Genomic DNA, 18,734 nt, shown 5'->3' with positions numbered 1-18,734 from the left:
GTTGTACCGAGACCCCCGGTCGGCGTGCGGACAAGAGCCGGCCCCCGGGGCAGCGGCCCCCTCTCACCTCCCCGTGGCTGCCGCGGTGAGGTCCGTGGCCGTGCGCAGGCGGGTGATGCGGGCGTGGGCCTCCGTGTGGGCGCAGGGGGTGGCGCCCAGGGCGCGGTGGCGGGCGACGAGGGCGGGTTCGGCGCGCATGAGGCGCCAGCCCCTGCGCAGCAGGACGGGCAGCGGCTTGCGCGCCTCGCGGATGTCGCGCAGGAGGCGGCGGCGGAACGTGGTGGAGGGGCGGCCCCGCAGGCAGATGGCGTCGGCCAGCAGCCCGAGGGCCGCGCAGCGTGCGGCGATGTCGGCGGCGAAGATGCCCTCCGCGAGGAAGAGGGGCGAGCCGTCGAGGGCGAGGCGGTCCGTGCCGGTGCGGGCGCTGCGGGAGAGGTCGTAGCGGGGGGCCGTGGTGGCGCCCTCGCGGCAGAGTTGGGCGATGGCGCGGACGGCGGCGCCGGCGTCCCAGGAGCGGGGCGAGTCCCAGTCGACGGTGTCTCCCACCAGGGGGAGGGTGGGGTCGTCGCCCTCCTTGTAGAAGTCGTCGAGGCGCAGGACGGGCAGTCCGCTGCGGGCGGCGAGCCGGGTCTTGCCGGAGCCGGAGGGGCCGGTGACGAGGACGACCCGGGCGAGCGCGGGCGCGGCGGCCTCGCGGTGCGGGACAGCCGCGCGGTGCGCGGCGGCCTCGTGGTCCGGGGCGGGTGCCCGGCCCGCGGTGGCGGTGGCGGCGCGGGGCGTCGTGGAGGGTGCGTCCGGTGCGAAGGTGGCGGTCGGTGCGGGGCTCTCGGCCTGCGCGGGTACGTCCGCTGCGGACGCGGTCCGTGTGGGGGCGTCACAGGTGTCGCTGGAGTCGGTCACGGGCAACGATTGTCCGTCATGCCCCCGGCGCGCTCGAAGACCCGTACGAAAGTGGGATACGCGGCTCCTGTTACCGACCCGCGGACGGGGCGGACCGGGGCAGAGCGGGCCCCCTGCCGCCTCGCGGGGAAACTGGCCGCCGCGACCCGCGTACCGCCCCTCCCGGAAACCGTCCCTGGACAGGGAGAATGGCCTCCAGGACATCCGATGGAGAAGGGAGGCCCTTCCGTATGGCACAGGAAGTACGCGGGGTCGTCGCACCCGGCAAGAACGAGCCCGTGCGGGTCGAGACGATCGTCGTGCCGGACCCGGGCCCCGGCGAGGCCGTCGTCCAGGTGCAGGCGTGCGGTGTCTGCCACACCGACCTGCACTACAAGCAGGGTGGGATCAGCGACGACTATCCCTTCCTCCTCGGGCACGAGGCGGCGGGTGTCGTGGAGGCCGTGGGCGCGGGCGTCACGGATGTGGCGCCCGGCGATTTCGTGGTGCTCAACTGGCGCGCGGTGTGCGGCCAGTGCCGGGCCTGCAAGCGGGGCCGGCCCTGGTACTGCTTCGACACCCACAACGCCGAGCAGAAGATGACGCTGGCGAGTGACGGGCGTGAGCTGGAGCCGGCGTTGGGCATCGGCGCCTTCGCCGAGAAGACGCTGGTCGCGGCCGGGCAGTGCACGAAGGTGGACCCGTCGGTCTCGCCCGCCGTCGCCGGGCTGCTCGGCTGCGGGGTGATGGCCGGGATCGGCGCCGCGATCAACACGGGTCAGGTGACCCGCGGTGACTCCGTGGCCGTCATCGGGTGCGGCGGTGTGGGCGACGCCGCGATCGCGGGCGCGCGGCTCGCGGGCGCCGCGCGGATCATCGCCGTCGACATCGACACGAGGAAGCTCGCCACGGCGGAGAAGATCGGCGCCACCCACACGGTCAACTCCTCCACCGCCGACCCCATCGAGGCGATCCGCGAGCTGACCGGCGGCTTCGGCGCCGACGTGGTCATCGAGGCGGTCGGCCGCCCGGAGACGTACAAGCAGGCGTTCTACGCCCGCGACCTGGCCGGAACCGTCGTCCTCGTCGGCGTGCCCACGCCTGAGATGACGCTGGAGCTGCCGCTGCTGGACGTGTTCGGCCGGGGCGGCTCCCTCAAGTCCTCCTGGTACGGGGACTGCCTGCCCTCGCGGGACTTCCCCATGCTGATCGACCTGCACACGCAGGGCCGCCTGGATCTGGGCGCGTTCGTCACCGAGACGATCAACCTGGACGAGGTGGAGAAGGCGTTCGAGCGGATGCACGCGGGCGACGTGCTGCGTTCGGTGGTGATGCTGTGATGGCGGCCCGTATCGATCACCTCGTCACCAGCGGCGAGTTCCGCCTGGACGGGGAGACGCACCAGGTCGACAACAACGTGTGGATCGTCGGCGACGACACCGAGGCCGTGGTCATCGACGCCGCGCACGACGCCGACGCCATCGCCGAGGCGCTGGGCGGGCGTACGCTGCGGGCGATCGTGTGCACGCACGCGCACAACGACCACGTCGACGCGGCCCCCGAGTTGGCCGACCGCACGGGCGCGCCGATCCGGCTGCACCCGGACGACATGCCGCTGTGGAAGATGACCCACCCGGACCGCGACCCCGACGGGGAACTCGCCGACGGCGACGTGGTCTCGGTCGCGGGGGTCGACCTGACCGTCCTGCACACCCCCGGTCACGCGCCGGGAGCCGTCTGCCTGTTCGCGCCGAGCCTGGGCACCGTCTTCACCGGCGACACCCTCTTCCAGGGCGGCCCCGGCGCGACGGGACGCTCCTTCTCCGACCACCCGACGATCGTCCGCTCGATCAAGGAGCGCCTGCTGACGCTGCCGCTGGAGACGGTGGTGCGCACCGGGCACGGGGACAGCACGACGGTGGGCGAGGAGACCGCGCACGTGTGACGCGGTGGAGGCCTGGAGGGCTACTGCCGGTAGCCCTCCAGGAAGCGGCCGATGCGCGAGATCGCCGCGTCGAGGTCGTCGGCGCGCGGCAGCGTGAGGACGCGGAAGTGGTCGGGGTGGGCCCAATTGAAGCCCGTTCCCTGGACGACCTGGATCTTCTCGCGGAGCAGCAGGTCGAGGACGAAGCGCTCGTCGTCGTGGATCTTGTGGATCTCGGGGTCGAGTCGCGGGAACGCGTACAGCGCGCCCTTGGGTTTGACGCAGCTGACGCCGGGGATCTCGTTGAGCTTGCGCCAGGCCACGTCGCGCTGCTCGTGGAGCCGGCCGCCGGGCAGCACGAGTTCCTCGATGGACTGGCGGCCGCCGAGCGCCGCCTGGATGGCGTGCTGGGCCGGGGCGTTGGGGCACAGCCGCATCGAGGCCAGCATGGACAGGCCCTCCAGGTAGTCGCGGGCGTGCTGCTTGGGCCCTGAGACCAGGAGCCAGCCGGAGCGGAAGCCGGCCACCCGGTAGGCCTTGGACAGCCCGCTGAAGGTGAGGCAGACCAGGTCGGGGGCGAGGGTGCCGACGTGGTGGTGGGCGGTGCCGTCGTAGAGGATCTTGTCGTAGATCTCGTCGGAGAAGACCATCAGACCGTTGCGCCGTGCCAGGTCGAGGATGCCCTCCAGCACCTCGCGCGGGTAGACGGCGCCGGTGGGGTTGTTGGGGCTGATGATGACGACGGCCTTGGTGCGTGAGGTGATCTTGGCGGCCATGTCGTCGAGGTCGGGCAGCCACTCGGACTGCTCGTCGCACACGTAGTGCACCGCCTTGCCGCCCGCCATCGTCGTCACGGCCGTCCACAGGGGGAAGTCGGGCGAGGGGATGAGGATCTCGTCGCCGTCCTCGACCAGCGCCTGTACGGCCATCGACACCAGCTCGGAGACGCCGTTGCCGAGGTAGACGTCGTCCACGTCCGCCTCGGGGAAGCCGCGCTGCTGGTAGTGCTGGGCGACGGCGCGGCGCGCGGGCAGGATGCCGCGCGACTCGGTGTAGCCGTGCGCATGGGGGAGCATCCGCACCATGTCCTGGATGATCTCGTCGGGCGCCTCGAACCCGAAGAGCGCCGGGTTGCCGGTGTTCAGCCGCAGCACGCTGTGCCCGGCCTCCTCCAGCGCGTCCGCCTGTTCGATGACCGGGCCCCGGATCTCGTAACAGACCTCGCTGAGCTTGTTCGACTGCCGGAACTCCATGCTCGCCCGCCCTCCTGCGCCTCACTTGGTTACTTGGTTCTACCAAGCCCGGACTTGGAAAGTCCAACCACATGTCTAGACTGACGGACATGCAGAGCCACGCCGGCCCCAGCCGATCACGCCGCAGCTACGACCAGTTCTGCGCCCTCGCACGCGCCCTCGACTCCGTCGGGGACCGCTGGACACTGCTCATCGTCCGCGAACTGCTGGCAGGACCTCGCCGCTACACCGACCTCCACGCCGACCTGCCGGGCGTCAGCACCGACATGCTGGCCACCCGGCTCAAGCACATGGAGGCCGAAGGGCTGGCCGAACGGCGCCGCCCGCCGCGCCCGGCCACCGGGCACGTCTACGAACTCACCGCACGCGGCCGCGCCCTGCTGCCGGCGCTGACCGCGCTCGCCGCCTGGGGAGCCCCCGCGCTGGGCAAGCCACGCCCCACCGACGCGGTACGCGCCCACTGGTGGGCCCTCCCGCTGCGGGAGGCCGTGCGGCGGTCCTGCGGCGGCGATGTGCCGGGCGCCGTCGACGTCGCCCTGCCCGAGGGCACCTTCCACCTGCGGCTCGACGACGAGCCCCGGGGCGGACCGGCGTACGCGGAAGGCCCCGCGCCCGAAGAGGCCGGGGCGCGGCTCGAACTGGACGCCGACGCGTGCGCCGCTCTCGCCGACGGTTCGCTGGCACTGGCGGACGCGGTGGCCGCGGGAACGGTCCGCGCGGCCGGGAGCGGTTCGTGGGCCCGGAAGCTGCGGGGCGAGTGACGGCACCGCCGCGGTACGGAAACGCGGGCGTGCGCTCCCGTACCGGCCTGGGCCGCCGCGGCGACGAAAGAGGGACCGGGGGAGGCCGCCACGGCCCTCCGGCCCCTCTTCTCCGTTCTTCTCCTCCGGGCCTCTCCTCCGTCGGACGTCAGGCGCCGACCGGGTGCCAGACGGTCTTGGTCTCCAGGAAGGCCGTCATCCGTTCGAGACCCGGCTGCGCCGACCAGTCCGGATCCTGCGCGGCGGGCCGCAGCACGCGCTTGAGGTTCTCCGCGGCGGCGGCCTCCAGCTCGGCCGCCAACCCGCCCTCCGCGCCCGCCAGGTCTACGGCTTGGACGTCCGCGTGCGCCGCCAGCGGGCGCGCCAGCTCGGCGGTGTCGCCGGAGAGGACGTTGACGACGCCCCCGGGCAGGTCGGAGGTGGCCAGCACCTCGGCCAGGGACAGCGCGGGCAGCGGGGCGTTCCGCGAGGTGACGACCACCGCCGTGTTGCCGCTGACGAGCACGGGCGCGAGGACGGAGACGAGCCCCAGCAGCGAGGAGCGCTGCGGCGCCAGCACGGCCACCACGCCCGTCGGCTCCGGGGTGGAGAGGTTGAAGAAGGGGCCCGCGACCGGATTGGCGCCGCCGACCACCTGGGCGAGCTTGTCCGACCAGCCCGCGTACCAGACCCAGCGGTCGATCGCCGCGTCCACCGCCGCCTGGGCCTTCGCCTTCGAAAGGCCTTCGGCCGCGGTCACCTCGGCGGCGAACTGCTGCCTGCGGCCCTCGAGCATCTCCGCGACGCGGTAGAGGACCTGCCCCCGGTTGTAGGCCGTCGCACCCGACCAGCCGCCGAACGCCTTGCGGGCGGCGACGACGGCGTCCCGCGCGTCCTTGCGCGAGGCGAGCGGCGCGTTGGCCAGCCACTGGCCCTTCCCCGCCGCGCCGGCGGCTGATGTCGCTGCGGTCACCTCGTACACCCTGCCGCTCTCGGAGCGGGGGAACTTCCCCCCGACGTACAGCTTGTAGGTCTTCAGGACGGCCAGCCGCCCCCGTGACGTCTCAGGCGTGCTCAAGGTAGGCCTCCAGACCGTGCCTGCCGCCCTCGCGGCCGTAACCCGACTCCTTGTAGCCGCCGAACGGCGAGGTCGGATCGAACTTGTTGAAGGTGTTGGCCCACACCACCCCGGCCCGCAGCTGGTTGGCCGTCTGCAGGATGCGCGAGCCCTTCTCGGTCCAGATGCCGGCCGAGAGGCCGTAGGGGGTGTTGTTCGCCTTGGCCACCGCCTCGTCCGGCGTGCGGAAGGTCAGCACGGACAGCACGGGGCCGAAGATCTCCTCGCGCGCGATGCGGTGCGCCTGGCTGACGTGGGTGAAGACGGTCGGAGCGAACCAGTAGCCCTCGCCGGGCAGTTCACACGGTGCCGACCAGCGCTCCGCGCCCTCGGCCTCGCCCGCCTCGGCCAGCTCGGTGATGCGGGCCAGCTGCTCGGCGGAGTTGATCGCGCCGACGTCGGTGTTCTTGTCGAGCGGGTCGCCCACGCGGAGGGTCGCCAGCCGGCGCTTGAGCGCGTCGAGCACCTCGTCGTGCACCGACTCCTGGACCAGCAGCCGGGAGCCCGCGCAGCAGACCTGGCCCTGGTTGAAGAAGATGCCGCTCACGATGCCCTCGACCGCCTGGTCGAGCGGGGCGTCCTCGAAGACGATGTTGGCGCCCTTGCCGCCGAGTTCGAGCGTGAGGCGCTTGTCCGTGCCCGCGACGGTGCGGGCGATCTGCCTGCCGACGGCGGTCGATCCCGTGAAGGCGACCTTGTTCACGTCGGGGTGCGCCACCAGCGCCGCGCCCGTCGCCCCGTCACCCGTGACGATGTTGACGACACCCTTGGGCAGCCCGGCCTGGCGGCAGATGTCGGCGAAGAACAGCGCCGACAGCGGCGTCGTCTCGGCCGGCTTGAGGACGACCGTGTTGCCCGCGGCCAGCGCCGGAGCGATCTTCCAGGCCAGCATCAGCAGCGGGAAGTTCCAGGGGATGACCTGCGCGGCGACACCCAGCGGGCGCGGATCGGGGCCCAGCCCCGCGTAGGAGAGCTTGTCGGCCCAGCCCGCGTAGTAGAAGAAGTGCGCGGCGACGAGGGGAAGGTCGGCGTCGCGCGACTCGCGGATCGGCTTGCCGTTGTCCAGCGTCTCCAGCACCGCCAGCTCGCGGGAGCGCTCCTGGATGACGCGGGCGATCCGGAACAGGTACTTGGCGCGCTCGGTGCCCGGCAGCGCCGACCACGGGCCGAACGCGGCGCGCGCCGCCCGCACCGCCGCCTCCACGTCCTCCTCACCGGCGTGCGCGACCTCGGCCAGCACCTCCTCGGTGGCCGGGGAGAGCGTCTTGAAGACCTTGCCCCCTGCGGCCTCGCGGAACTCGCCGTCGACGAACAGCCCGTAGGAGGGCGCGAGGTCGACGACGGCACGGGACTCGGGCGCGGGCGCGTACGCGAACAGCTGCGACGCCGCGGCGCTCGCCGACGGGTTCGGCGGGGTGGTGTTGTCGGTCATGCTCAGTCCACCGTCACGTAGTCGGGGCCGGAGTAGTGGCCCGTGGTCAGCTTCTGGCGCTGCATCAGCAGGTCGTTGAGCAGGCTGGAGGCGCCGAAGCGGAACCAGTCGGGGCTGAGCCAGTCGCCGCCCGCCGTCTCGTTGACCAGCACCAGGTACTTGACGGCGTCCTTGGCCGTCCGGACGCCGCCCGCCGGCTTCACGCCCACCTGCCGTCCGGTGGCCGCCCGGAAGTCGCGGACCGCCTCCAGCATGAGCAGCGTGTTCGGCGGCGTCGCGTTGACGGCGACCTTGCCCGTGGAGGTCTTGATGAAGTCGGCGCCCGCGAGCATGGCCAGCCACGAGGCGCGGCGGATGTTGTCGTAGGTGGCCAGCTCGCCGTTCTCGAAGATCACCTTGAGGTGCGCGTCGCCGCAGGCCTGCCGCACCTCGCGGATCTCCTCGAAGACCCGCAGGTAGCGGCCCGCGAGGAAGGCGCCGCGGTCGATCACCATGTCGATCTCGTCCGCTCCGGCCGCCACCGCCTCGCGGGTGTCGGCGAGCTTGACGGAGAGCGCGGCGCGCCCCGCGGGAAACGCCGTGGCGACGGACGCCACGTGGATCTCGCCCGCGCCGGCGTCGTCCAGCGCCCGCCGAGCGGTGGCCGCCATGTCCGGGTAGACGCAGATGGCCGCGACGCGCGGCGCCGTGCGGTCGCTCGGATCGGGGCTCGCGCCCTTGGCGCACAGGGAGCGGACCTTGCCCGGGGTGTCGGCGCCCTCCAGGGTCGTCAGGTCGATCATGGAGATCGCCAGGTCGAGCGCGTACGCCTTCGCTGAGGTCTTGATGGATCGGGTTCCCAGTGCCGCTGCCCGGGCTTCCAGCCCGACCGCGTCGACACCGGGGAGTCCGTGCAGGAAGCGGCGGAGAGCGGCGTTAGAGCTCGTCACGTCGGGAAGGGTGCCCCTCCCGGCGTCGCGAGGGGCCGCATCGGTAGGCATGCTCACCACAGCACCATATCTACGCGCGTAGCCGCGTGTCACCCCTCGGAATCGGACTGGGGCCGTACGCCGACGGAAAGGGCCCTGCGCCAACGGGAGAACGGCCGGTGCCGGCGGGAGGACGAGCCGTGGACCCGCGGGACCAGCTCGCGCGCGGAGCCGTCCCCAGACGCGGCCGCGCAGCAGAGCCGGCGGGGGCGGTTCCGCCGCGTGTTTCGATGCCGTACCGCAATGTCCGCCATGCGGACGGTCGGGCACAATCGATCGCATGACGAGCGAGGACAAGCGCCAGGACGACGGCCCCGAGGGCCAGGGCGACGGGGGCCGAGCCGCGGGAGAGGGATTCCCCGACCGGGTCTACCGGTCGCCCGCCGGAATGGCGGGCGGCATCGTGCTGCTCGCCGTCGGCCTGTGGCTGGCCGGTGACGCCGTCTTCGGCGGCGAGGGCCGCACCCCGTGGCTCGCGCTCGCCGGGCTGCTGTTCGCCGTCCCCCTCGTCGTCGCCTTCACGCTGCGGCCCGCCGTCTTCGCGGGGGAGTGGCGGATGAAGGTGCGCAACCCCTTCCGCACCGTCGAGGTTCCCTGGGGCACGGTCGAGACGATCCGCGCCGGCTACTCCAGCGAGGTCGTCGCCGGCGGCACCAAGTACCAGCTGTGGTCGATCCCCGTCTCGCTGCGGGCCCGTAAGAAGGCGACCCGGCACAACGAGCGCGTGGCCACCGGAAGGCCGCCCGTCTCGCGCGGCGGGCTCTTCGGCGGACGCGGGATGCCCGACCTTGCCGACGCGGCCGACGCGAGCGACAAGCGCGCCCCCTCCGACCAGGCGATCGACGAGTTGCGGGCGCTGGTGGAGGACCACGGCGCCAAGGAGAAGTCCCAGGGCGAGGTCACCGTCCGCTGGTCCTTTGAGGTCCTCGCCCCCGCGCTGGCGGGCGCCGTGCTGCTGGCGGTACTGCTGGCGACGCAGTGACCCGCGCGGCGCCCCGGCCGCCCCTGGTGCCCGGACCGGGGTGCGGGCTCGCGGGGAAGCCCGGACCCGGGGTGCGGGCTCGCGAGAGAGCGACGTCAGCTCACGCGCCAAAGCCGCACCGTCTTGTCGTCGCTGCCGGTGGCCAGGATTCTCCTGTCCGGGTGGAATGCCACCGCCCTGACGGGAGCGGTGTGCTTGGTGAAGGCCTGGACGGGCTTCCCTGTTTCCACGTTCCACAGCCGCGCGGTAGCACCATGGCCGTCGGCGGCCAAGAGCTTGCTGTCCGGACTGAAGGCCACCGAACTGACGGCATCGGCGCGGTTGGTGAAGGTGTGGAGGGTCTTTCTCGTTTCCAGGTTCCATAGCCGCGCGCTGCTGTCGTAGCTGCCGGTGGCCAGGGTCTTACCGTCCGGGCTGAAGTCCACCGCGGTGACGGCGTCGGTGTGGCCTTTGAGAGTAACAACGGAATGTTTGTCCTTCAGGTTCGCCAGCAGCACTCTGCCGTCCCAGATGCCGATGGCCAGGGTTCCGCCGTCCGGGCTGAAGGCCACCGAGACAGCCCCCTTGCTCAGGCCCTGGAAGGTGTGGGCGGACTTTCCCGTCGCTACGTTCCACAACCGCACCTCCCCGTCATGACCGCCGGTGGCCAGGGTTTTTCCCTGCGGGCTGAACGCCACGGAAGCGACGGCATCGCTGTGCCCTGTGAGGGTGTGCAGGCGTTTCCCCGTTTTCGCGTTCCACAGCTCTGCTTTGTGGTTGTCGCCGCCGGTGGCCAGGATTTCGCCATCCGGACTGAACGCCACGGAAAAGACGTTGCCGAGGTTGGTGAGGGTACGGGTGTTCTTCTCCGTCTCCATGTTCCACAGGCGTGCGTTTCCGTAACCGCCGTTGGTGGCCACGGTCGGTCCGTCCGGACTGAAGGCCACCGAGGTGACATTATCCGGGCAGTGGAGGGTGCCCGCGGCTTTTACGGTGACCTTCTTCGCGGTAGGGCTCGCTGTTTCCTTGGTGGCTCCGTCTCCGGACTCCCCTCCGTCGTTGCCCGGCAGCAGCGCTACCGCGGTCGCGCCGCCCACCACGAGAACGCCCCCGAGGGCGAGGATTGCCCGCCGGGGTACCGGTTTCCGGGCCGGCTCCTGTGCGTCTGGCGGGGCGTCTCGGCCCTCGCGGCCCCCGGTGGTCCTGCGCTCGGCCGACCGTGACGGAGAGGCGGAACCGCGAGGAGAGGCCGGCTTCTGCGCGGAGGCCGACTGCTGCCGCGTGCCCGAGTGCCGGGTGCCCGGGGGAAAGGTCACGACCAGGGTGTCGGTACGGGCGAGCGGTTCGCTCGACGGGCGCGACTTCTCGGGCGGGGGAGCGCGGGTGAGCGGTGCGCTGGGCGGTTCGGCACTCTGCGGTGGTGCGGCTGGAGGCGGGGCTGGGCGGCGGGCGAGGGCCACGTCGCCCTCGCCCGCGAACCGCAACTGCGGAGCGATGACGGCGTCGGCGGTCATCCAGTGGTGCACTTGCCGGTAGATCTCGACGACGGTCAGGTGTTCGGCACCCGCACTGGACGGTGCGCTGCGCAGGGCCCGGACGAGTTGCCGGGTGAACGGGCTGGGTTGGCCCGGGCGGGTGGCCGCCTGGGCGAGTTGGGTGGATCTGCTGCTGGTGAGGACGTAGCGGCCTCTCCCCGCGACCGGGGTCGTGGGGGTGGCTCCCTTGAAGGCGCCGCTGTAGCAGCAGTCGAGGACGATGAGGATGCTGGTCGCCGGTGAGCCGTCGAGGATGTTGTTGATCTCGATCGCGCTCAGTGCGGTGGCGCGCAGTGCGGCCGTTCTGGTGTCCCTGGCGCACAGGTAGAGGGTGCCGCGTTCGTCGAGTTGGCCGTGGCCGCTGTAGTACAGCAGCAGCACGTCCCCACGGGTCGCGGTGGTGAAAAGCTCGTCGACCCGCTCCCTCAGGTCGTGGATGCCGTAGTCGGGCAACACCTCGAGGTCGGCGGAGTCGAACAGCCCGGCCTGCTCATCCGCGAGCGCGTTGCGCAGTTCCACGATGTCGGTCAGCGGGCCTTCGAGGGCAGGCAGAGCGTGGGGGTCGCGAGGGTAGTCGGCATTGCCGATCAGCAACCCCCGGTAGCGCCGGCTCTCCGTCATCGGCCGTCGCCCCCGCACCGGCTGCCAAGAGCCTCGGTGAGAGCCTGGAAGGACGCTTGGTCGATATTGTCGCCGGTGACCCGCAGGCGTTGCTCGGCTCCCGAGTCATCGGTCCAGGCCACGGTCAGCGTTCTGGTCTTGTCCCGGTTCAGCCAGGCTCGGAAGCACGCCACTGCGGCCGTCACCGCTCCCGAAGAACCCAACGCGAGCACCGTCGTGTCGACAGCGCCCTTCTGCCCCGGCGCGGGCACACCGCGCCGGACGACCGCCCCCACCTCCTCGCGCAGGGTCGCATGAAGGTCCGCAACCTGGTCGCGCCACGGCTGATCGTGCAGAGCGAAGGTGTCACTACCCGGCTCAAACGCCAGTTCCAACCCAGCGGTCATGGCCTTCTCCCCCCACATGCCTTCACAAGGCAGCCTATTGGTGTGACACCCTTCCGTACTGCAAACCGGACATGCCGCCGCTGCGGAGCTCGGCACGCCCCCGACGCTGCACGGGGCCGAAGCCGCTGGCACGGCCCCGGCCCTCCGGTGCGCTCCGTGCGTGCGTCCGGGGGCGCCCGGGCAGGTGCCCGGTCGGCCTCGTGGGCAAGAGTGTGGTCACCGCACCAGGCGTTCCCCGTAAGAGGTTTGAGTACGCGCACTCATGTCCGCGGCCGTCAGGTCTCCCTAGCCTCCGTGTCATGGGCATACACAGCACCGGCGAGGACGCGGCGCCCGGCCTGCCGCGGGCGGGGATCACCGGGGTCGCCGCCGCGCTGCCGGAGCGGGTCGTGGACTCCGGACAGCTGCGGCGCACCGTCGCCGCGCACAGCGGGCTCGCGCTTCCCGAGCGGATGTTCGAGCGGGTCACCGGCATCGAGACCCGGCGTATCGCCGCCGAGGACGAGTACGCCTCCACACTCGCCACCCGGGCCGCACGCACCGCGCTCGACCGGGCCGGACTCGACCCGCTCGACATCGACCTGCTCCTGTTCGCCTCCGCCACCCGGGACGTGGCCGAACCCGCCACCGCGCACATCGTGCAGGACGCGCTCGGCTCCCGGGCGCACGCGCTGGACGTGACCAACGCCTGCAACAGCTTCGTCGGCGGCATCGACCTGGCCCGCGCCATGCTGCTGGCGGGACGGGCCCACCGGGCGCTGGTCGTCACGGGGGAGACCCCGAGCCGGGCGGTGCGCCACGACCCGGCCGACCTCGGCCAGTTCCGCGACGCGTTCGCCGGCTACACCTTCGGCGACGCGGGCGCGGCCGTGGTGCTGGAGCCCGTCGCGGCCGGCGGCATCCTCGACGTCGACACCGAGACCCACTCGGAGCACTGGGCGGTCGGTGGCATAGCCGGCGGCGGATCGCGGCATCCGCGCGGTGACGCGCACACCTACTTCCACGGCGACGGCGCCGCGCTGCGGGAGGTGTTCGAGAAGGTCGGCACCTGCGTGCTGGACCGGGTGCGCCACCGCACCGGCCTCGGCTGGCACGACTTCCGGCACGTCCTCGTCCACCAGGTGACGGTCCCCTACCTGGAGCGGTTCGCCGAACTGACCGGCGTGCCGTGGGACCGGCTGGTGGTGACCGTGCCCGAACTCGGCAACGTCGCGAGCGCCACCCTCGGCATCCAGCTCGACCGGGTGCACGACCAACTCGACCCCGGCGACCGGGTGCTGCTCGTCGGGCTCGGCGGCGGCGTCAGCCTCATGACGATGGTCTGGGAGAAGTCGTGACACGGACAGCAGCCGCGCCCGCAGCCGCGGCACAGGGCACCGCGCCGGCCCCGGCGGCCCACCCTCTGTGGGTCGTGGTCCCGGCCCACCAGGAAGCCGCACGACTGCCGGGCACCCTCGACGCGCTCGCCGCACAGACCGACACGGACTTCACCCTCGTCGTCGTCGACAACGCCTCCACCGACGACACGGCCTGCCTCGCCCGCGGGTTCGCGAAGCGGGCGCCGTTCCCCGTGCACGTCGTCACCGAACCGGAGAAGGGCGTTGGAAGCGCCGTGGACACCGGCTTCCGGTACGCCCTCGCACACGGTGCCGCCGCGCTGGCCCGCACCGACGCCGACTGCCTCCCGCACCCGGGCTGGGCGGCCGCCGCCCGCGCCGCGCTCGGCGGCGGCGCGGGTCTGGTGTGCGGACGCGTCGTCGCACGCGCCGACGAACACGGGCCCCTCGGCCGCGCCGCCTTCCGCCTCCTGGTGGGCCTCGCCGCGCTCTTCGGCAGGATCAGGCCCGCGCACCGGCGCCGCCACGGCTACCTGGCGCCCTACCGGATGCACGCGGGCAACAACATGGCGATCACCGCGCACCTCTACCAGCAGGTCGGCGGCGCGCCGCGGCGCCCCTCGCCCACCGACCGGCTCTTCCTCAACCGGGTGCGCCGCCACACCACCGCCATCACCCGCGAGCGCCGCATGGTCGTCGGCAACTCGACCCGGCGGCTGCGCGCCTACGGACTGCTCGGCACCGCCCGCTGGTACCTCGGCAAAGGCCCCGGGCGACACGGAGAGGACCCGCGCTGATGCTGGACACCCTTGCCACCGCGCTGCGCCGCGACCCGCACCTGCCTGCGCTGCTGGGCACCACCCTCGCGGGCGGCGTCCGCGTCCGCGCCACCCGCGGCGACCTGACCGGCCTGGCCGACCGCTACGCCGCCGCCCTCCACCGCAGGGGCCTGGGCCCCGGCGCCACCCTCGGGGTCGCCATCCGGCCGGGACCGCGCGCCCTCGCCGTGCTGCTGGCCGCCTGGCGGCTGGGGCTGCGCGCCGCCGTGCTCGACCCCGGTGCCGGACCCGACGTGCTCCGCGCCCGCCTCGCCCTCGCCCGCCCCGACCTCGTGCTCGCGGACGCCACCGCGCAGGCCGTCGCAGGATGGGCCGGCCCGCTGGCCCGCCGCGCCCACCTCGCCCTGCCCGACCTCGCCGGGCTGGGCGGCCCGCTCGCCACGATCGGGCCCCGGCTGCCCCGGTGCGCGCCCGCGCTGGAGACCGGCTCACTCGCCGCGCCGCGCCGTGCGGTGGACCACGCCGTCGACGCGGACGCGGACGCGGTCATCGTCTTCACCTCGGGCACCACCTCCCGGCCCCGCGCCGTCGTCCACTCCCGCGCGTCCCTGGCCGCCGGGATGGCGACGGTCACCGACCTGGTGCGCCCGTCGGCGGGCAGCCCCGTACTCGGCGGAACGTTCTTCGTGCTCGTACCGTCCCTGGCCGCGGGCGCCCCCGTCGCCCTGCCGGCCCGCCGGCCCCGCCTGCTGGCCCGGCAGTTGCGCCGGCTGCGCCCGCAGGCCACCTACCTGACGCCGCCGCAGCTGCGGGCCGCCCTCGCGGCGGACGCCCGCTTCACCGGGCGGGTGTGGACCGGCTCGGCGCCGGCGGGCGCCGCGCTGCTCGGCCGCGTGAAGGAGGCCGGAGCATCCGAGGCCTGGGGCGTGTACGCGCTCACCGAACTCTTCCCCGCGGCCGCCGTCGAAGCGGCCGACAAGGCGGCGTACGAGGGGGACGGCGACCTGCTGGGCGCTCCGCTGCCCGGCGTCACGGCCGAGACGGGACCGACGGGCGAACTCTTCCTGTCCGGGCCCGGCGCCCGCCACCGCTACCTCGGCGAGGATCCCGACCCGTGGGTGGCCACCGGCGACCGCGCCCACCTGGACGGCCGGGGCCGACTCGTCCTCGAAGGACGCGTGAAGGACATGGTGTTGCGGCGCGCGGAGAACATCTACCCGGGGCTGTACGAGCCCGCGCTCCACGTGCCCGGTGTCGATCTCGCGCTGCTCGTGGGGGTTCCGGTGGGGAACGGGGACGAACAGCTCGTCGCCGTCATCCAGCCCAGCCCCGGCGCCGACCGCCGGCTGCTGCGTGCCGCGCTGCGGGAGCCCCTGCGGCGCATGGGCGCGGCCCGCCCCGACGGCGTGCTGCTCGCCGACATCCCCCTGAGCGGACGGTCACGCAAACCCGACCGTGCGGCGACCGCGCTGCTGGCCGCGGGGCGCCACCGCCGGCCGGCCACCCGATGAGGCGGCGGCAGACCACGGTGCCAGGCACACACGCGACCACCCCCGCCCCCTCGCGGCGCACCAGGCCCCGCCCCGGCACACCGGCCAGGGCCGCCCGGCCATCCGGCGTGCGGGCAGCGCGGCGCCGGGACCGGCGGGTCTACAGCCACGCGCACCCGCTGCTGTTCGCCCTGCTCGCCGCCGCCCGCCGCCGCCCCGTCGTCCGGCTGGGCCGCACCGTGCTGGTGCACGACGCGGACGCCTACCGCCACGCCCTCACCCGGCTGCCGCTGGACCGCACGGCTGCCGGGACGACGGGCGGCGCCGTACGCGCACACGCGGGCGAAGGCGCACTCTTCGACCAGGAGGGCAACGGGCACAGAGGCACCCGGCGCACCCTCGCCGACGACCTCGGCTCCGCGGGCGTGGAACGGCTGCGCCCGGTGTGGCAGCGGGTCATCGCCCGCCACCTCGCCCCGCTCGCGACCGGCGGCGAGACCGACCTCGCCACGTTGGCCCACGAGCTGGCGGGAGCCACGGTGTGCGCGCTGCTGGGCGTCGCCGCCGCGCCGGGGGCGCTCGCGCGGGCCGCGGCCGAAGCGGCGGCAGCCACCGTCCGCGACCACCTGCCGGGTCCCCGCCGCCCCGGCGCGGCACGGGCCGCCGCCCGCGCCACCGCACGGCTGGAGACCCTGCTGGCACAGGACCGCGCACTGCCCGGTCCGCCGGGCACCGCGGGGTCCGGCCGGTGCGCGGCGGACCCTTCCGAGCCGCACGGGCGCACCGGCGACGGGCTGCGCGCCATGGTGGCGGTCGCCGCCGTCACCACGACGGTCGCCGCGCTGCCCAGGGCCGCCGCCTGGTGCGCGGACGCCGGGCTGTGGGAGCAGGCCGGTGACCGGCGCACGCGGGACGCGCTCGTCGGCGAACTGCTGCGGGTGACGGCGCCCTCGCCGCTGCTGCCGCGGGTGGCGGCAGCGCCGGGGACGCTGGGGGGCCGCCCGGTACGGGGCGGCGACCGGCTGGTCCTGGTGGCGCGGCACGCGGTCCGCGCCCACCGCGACGCGCCGTGCGGCGCCGCTCCGGCCCCGGCCGCCGTGGCGCACCTCGTCTTCGGGGCGGGCCCGCACGCGTGCCCGGGGGCGCGGCTGGCGCGGGCACAGCTCGCCGACCTGCTGGCCGCACTGGCCCCGTACCGCCCCGCCGTCGTCCGCGCCCGCACCGACCGCCGAGCGGCCCTCCCCGCCTGGCGCACGCTCACCGTCCGCGCGGACCCGCGCACCGGCACCACGCCCGGAGGGAGACGCGGCACGGTGCCCGAGGGGAGGCGCGGCACGGCGTCGCAGTACGCCCCGGGGCCGCCGGGGCACGGCTGGGGGCCGCCGTCTGAGCACCGCACCACCCGCCTGACAGGGGAGGAACCGTGACCACGATCGCCGTCACCGGAGCGAGCGGCTTCTGCGGCAGCCACGTCGCCAGGGCCGCGGCCGCACAGGGCGCCGAGGTGGTGTGCGTGGGCCGGCGCCCCGGGCCCGTCGGCCGTCACGTCCACTGGGACGCGGCGCTGGGCCGCCCCCCGGACCTGGGCGGGGCCGACACGGTGGTGCACTGCGCGGCCGCCGTGGGCGACCCCGTGCCGGGCTCGCCGCGCGAGGCGGCGATGCGCGCCGTCAACGTCGCGGGGACGGCGGCCCTGCTCCGGGCCGCGGCAGACCGGCCCCTGGTGTGGGTGAGCAGCGCCAGCGTCTACGCTCCGGGACCTGAGCGGGCGCGGCTGCGGGAAGAGCACCCGGTGGGCGCCCAGCTGAACGCCTACGGGCGCACGAAGGCGGAAGGCGAGGCGCTGGCGCTGTCCGCCGGTGCGGTGGTGCTGCGGCCCCGCGCGGTGTACGGCGTGGGGGACCCGCACCTGGTGCCGCGGCTGCTGGGGCGCGTGCGGCGCGGCCTGTTGCTGCTGCCCGGCCGCGACGTGCAGCTGAGCCTGACGGCTGTGGAGAACCTGGCCGACGCCTGCCTGGCCGCCGCCGGTTGGCCGGCGGGCGCCTACAACATCGCGGACCCGGTCCCCTACAGCAGGGACGAGGCGGTCCGCACGGTCCTGGCCGCCCACGGGGTGCACGCCCGTGTGGGGCACCTTCCGGCGGCGTTCGCCCGCGCGGCGGCGACGGCCGCCGAGCGGCTGGCGCGGCGGCGTCCCCTCGCCGAGCCGCCGCTGACCCGCTACGCCGTCGCACAGTTGGCGCGCGGCGTCGTCCTGGACGTCACCAGGGCCCGCCGCCAGGGCTGGACGGCCCAGCGCACCCTGACCGACTACGCCCAAGATCTCGGCCAGGACCGTCCTCGGGCCGGCTAGCGGACGCGCCCTCGTCCGGGGCCCGCGGGCCGTCGGCCGTGTGCGCCGTGTGTGCCCCGTTCGACGTGGTCGACCAGCAGCCGGGCGTCCTCCTCGGACAGGTCGATGCCGAAGGGGCCGGCGAACAGCTCGGGCAGCTCGGAGGGTTCGACGGTGCGTTCCTCTTCGGGGGCCAGGCCGGTGGCGGCGGTGGTCGTCCAGGTGAGGCCGTCGAGCTGGTCGGTGCGGTCGGGGCGTACCCGCTGGAGGAAGGGGCGGCGGTTGAAGGGGGAGTGGGAGCTGGTGGCGATGAAGTGGTTGCCGAGCGCGAAGTCGGCCGGGTACTGCGGGTTCTCGGTGAAGGTGTGGCGCGCCATCCAGCCGCCGTCGGCGTCTTGTTGGTGCAGCATCCAGCCCTCGGCTCCCGGGGTGACCTCGGTGTGCCGCAGCCAGAACCTGCGCCCCTCGATGGCCGGCTCGTTGCCGTCCACCAGTTCGATGACATCCAGTGGGCTGGTGCCGAAACCGATGTCGCTCAGCCAGCGGCGCCCCTCGACGGTGACCAGCACCATCGCGTGCGTCGCGGGGCGGATCCTGTCCGCGCCCATGCGGGGGCGGCCCGAGACGGCGGTGAAGGTGAACCCGAGCCGCTCCAGTGCCGCCGCGTAGAGCACGGTGTGCTCGAAGCAGTAGCCGCCCTGGCCGCGGCGCACCAGCTTGTCCTGGACGGTGCCCAGGTCGAGCGGGACATCGCCGTGCAGCAGGCAGTCCAGGTTGCCCCAGCGCACCGTCAGCACATGGGCCCGGTGCAGCGCGCGCAGCGTGCCCAGGGTGGGGGTGCGCCGCCCCGCGTACCCCAGCCGCGCCAGGTAGGCGTCGAGGTCCAGCTGATCGCCGTGCCACATCGGCCGGGCTCCTCCGTTCGTGGTGGTCGTGGGGACGACGCGTCCCTTCCACCCGAACTCGAACAAGAAGGCGAC

The 18,734-nt window shown here is 74.0% G+C and carries 17 protein-coding genes; 9 read left to right on the top strand and 8 right to left on the bottom strand.

Annotated elements, in window-relative coordinates; translation table 11 throughout:
- Positions 1–63: 63 nt before the first annotated feature.
- Positions 64–900 (bottom strand): uridine kinase family protein, encoded by an 837-nt coding sequence (locus tag DTL70_RS19785; protein ID WP_245979479.1) that lies wholly within the window; start codon positions 898–900, stop codon positions 64–66.
- Positions 901–1,130: 230 nt separating this feature from the next.
- On the opposite strand from DTL70_RS19785, the gene DTL70_RS19780 reads away from it, so the two are divergent.
- Entirely contained in the window at positions 1,131–2,219 is a 1,089-nt protein-coding gene (locus DTL70_RS19780) for an S-(hydroxymethyl)mycothiol dehydrogenase (protein WP_114023323.1), read from the top strand.
- Positions 2,219–2,824, top strand: a complete 606-nt coding sequence (locus DTL70_RS19775) for an MBL fold metallo-hydrolase (RefSeq protein WP_114023322.1) — start codon at positions 2,219–2,221, stop codon at positions 2,822–2,824. Before DTL70_RS19780 ends, DTL70_RS19775 begins: the two co-directional genes overlap by 1 nt.
- Before the next feature lie 20 nt (positions 2,825–2,844).
- Here DTL70_RS19775 and DTL70_RS19770 read toward each other — a convergent pair whose 3' ends face one another.
- Entirely contained in the window at positions 2,845–4,056 is a 1,212-nt protein-coding gene (locus tag DTL70_RS19770; protein ID WP_114023321.1) for a pyridoxal phosphate-dependent aminotransferase, read from the bottom strand.
- 89 nt (positions 4,057–4,145) lie between these two features.
- Here DTL70_RS19770 and DTL70_RS19765 point away from each other — a divergent pair, with 89 nt between their 5' ends.
- Positions 4,146–4,817, top strand: a complete 672-nt coding sequence (locus DTL70_RS19765; protein ID WP_114023320.1) for a winged helix-turn-helix transcriptional regulator — start codon at positions 4,146–4,148, stop codon at positions 4,815–4,817.
- 148 nt (positions 4,818–4,965) lie between these two features.
- On the opposite strand, the gene DTL70_RS19760 is transcribed toward DTL70_RS19765, so the two are convergent.
- The 3 genes from DTL70_RS19760 to deoC are packed head-to-tail and all read right to left on the bottom strand — an operon-like array spanning position 4,966 to position 8,325.
- Positions 4,966–5,874 carry an aldehyde dehydrogenase family protein gene (locus DTL70_RS19760; RefSeq protein ID WP_114023319.1) on the bottom strand — a complete coding sequence of 303 codons (909 nt, stop codon included), beginning with the start codon at positions 5,872–5,874 and terminating at the stop codon, positions 4,966–4,968.
- Positions 5,861–7,345, bottom strand: a complete 1,485-nt coding sequence (locus DTL70_RS19755) for an aldehyde dehydrogenase family protein (RefSeq protein WP_114023318.1) — start codon at positions 7,343–7,345, stop codon at positions 5,861–5,863. Before DTL70_RS19755 ends, DTL70_RS19760 begins: the two co-directional genes overlap by 14 nt.
- Positions 7,346–7,347: 2 nt before the next feature.
- The gene (gene deoC / locus DTL70_RS19750; protein ID WP_114023654.1) at positions 7,348–8,325 is read right to left on the bottom strand and encodes a deoxyribose-phosphate aldolase; all 978 of its coding nucleotides are present in this window, start codon (positions 8,323–8,325) and stop codon (positions 7,348–7,350) included.
- Between the two features lie 268 nt (positions 8,326–8,593).
- On the opposite strand from deoC, the gene DTL70_RS19745 reads away from it, so the two are divergent.
- The gene (locus DTL70_RS19745) at positions 8,594–9,295 is read left to right on the top strand and encodes a PH domain-containing protein (protein ID WP_114023317.1); all 702 of its coding nucleotides are present in this window, start codon (positions 8,594–8,596) and stop codon (positions 9,293–9,295) included.
- Between the two features lie 95 nt (positions 9,296–9,390).
- Here the strand turns inward: DTL70_RS19745 and DTL70_RS19740 are convergent, their stop codons facing one another.
- Together DTL70_RS19740 and DTL70_RS19735 are read right to left on the bottom strand one after the other, a co-directional pair.
- Positions 9,391–11,430 carry a caspase, EACC1-associated type gene (locus DTL70_RS19740; RefSeq protein WP_114023316.1) on the bottom strand — a complete coding sequence of 680 codons (2,040 nt, stop codon included), beginning with the start codon at positions 11,428–11,430 and terminating at the stop codon, positions 9,391–9,393.
- Positions 11,427–11,816 carry an effector-associated constant component EACC1 gene (locus DTL70_RS19735; RefSeq protein ID WP_114023653.1) on the bottom strand — a complete coding sequence of 130 codons (390 nt, stop codon included), beginning with the start codon at positions 11,814–11,816 and terminating at the stop codon, positions 11,427–11,429. The genes DTL70_RS19740 and DTL70_RS19735 overlap by 4 nt, the downstream gene beginning before the upstream one ends.
- Before the next feature lie 299 nt (positions 11,817–12,115).
- Here DTL70_RS19735 and DTL70_RS19730 point away from each other — a divergent pair, with 299 nt between their 5' ends.
- The 5 genes from DTL70_RS19730 to DTL70_RS19710 are packed head-to-tail and all read left to right on the top strand — an operon-like array spanning position 12,116 to position 17,775.
- Positions 12,116–13,153: a 3-oxoacyl-ACP synthase III family protein gene (locus tag DTL70_RS19730; RefSeq protein WP_114023315.1), complete on the top strand. Its 1,038-nt coding sequence runs from the start codon at positions 12,116–12,118 to the stop codon at positions 13,151–13,153.
- Positions 13,150–13,950, top strand: coding sequence for a glycosyltransferase (locus tag DTL70_RS19725; protein ID WP_245979478.1), 801 nt, complete (start codon positions 13,150–13,152; stop codon positions 13,948–13,950). Before DTL70_RS19730 ends, DTL70_RS19725 begins: the two co-directional genes overlap by 4 nt.
- The gene (locus tag DTL70_RS19720) at positions 13,950–15,443 is read left to right on the top strand and encodes an AMP-binding protein (RefSeq protein ID WP_114023314.1); all 1,494 of its coding nucleotides are present in this window, start codon (positions 13,950–13,952) and stop codon (positions 15,441–15,443) included. Before DTL70_RS19725 ends, DTL70_RS19720 begins: the two co-directional genes overlap by 1 nt.
- A 17-nt stretch (positions 15,444–15,460) precedes the next feature.
- Positions 15,461–16,849, top strand: a complete 1,389-nt coding sequence (locus DTL70_RS19715) for a cytochrome P450 (RefSeq protein WP_220183638.1) — start codon at positions 15,461–15,463, stop codon at positions 16,847–16,849.
- On the top strand, positions 16,846–17,775 hold the full coding sequence (locus tag DTL70_RS19710; protein ID WP_114023313.1) for an NAD-dependent epimerase/dehydratase family protein: 930 nt from the start codon (positions 16,846–16,848) through the stop codon (positions 17,773–17,775). Before DTL70_RS19715 ends, DTL70_RS19710 begins: the two co-directional genes overlap by 4 nt.
- Here the strand turns inward: DTL70_RS19710 and DTL70_RS19705 are convergent.
- Positions 17,772–18,659, bottom strand: coding sequence for an arylamine N-acetyltransferase family protein (locus DTL70_RS19705; protein ID WP_114023312.1), 888 nt, complete (start codon positions 18,657–18,659; stop codon positions 17,772–17,774). The two genes, DTL70_RS19710 and DTL70_RS19705, sit on opposite strands and share 4 nt — an antisense overlap.
- Positions 18,660–18,734: the final 75 nt, after the last annotated feature.

The organism is Streptomyces diacarni (assembly GCF_003323715.1).
Classification (GTDB): domain Bacteria; phylum Actinomycetota; class Actinomycetes; order Streptomycetales; family Streptomycetaceae; genus Streptomyces; species Streptomyces diacarni.
Note: the sequence above shows the minus strand (reverse complement) of the source record. Positions and strands in the feature narration are given on the sequence as shown.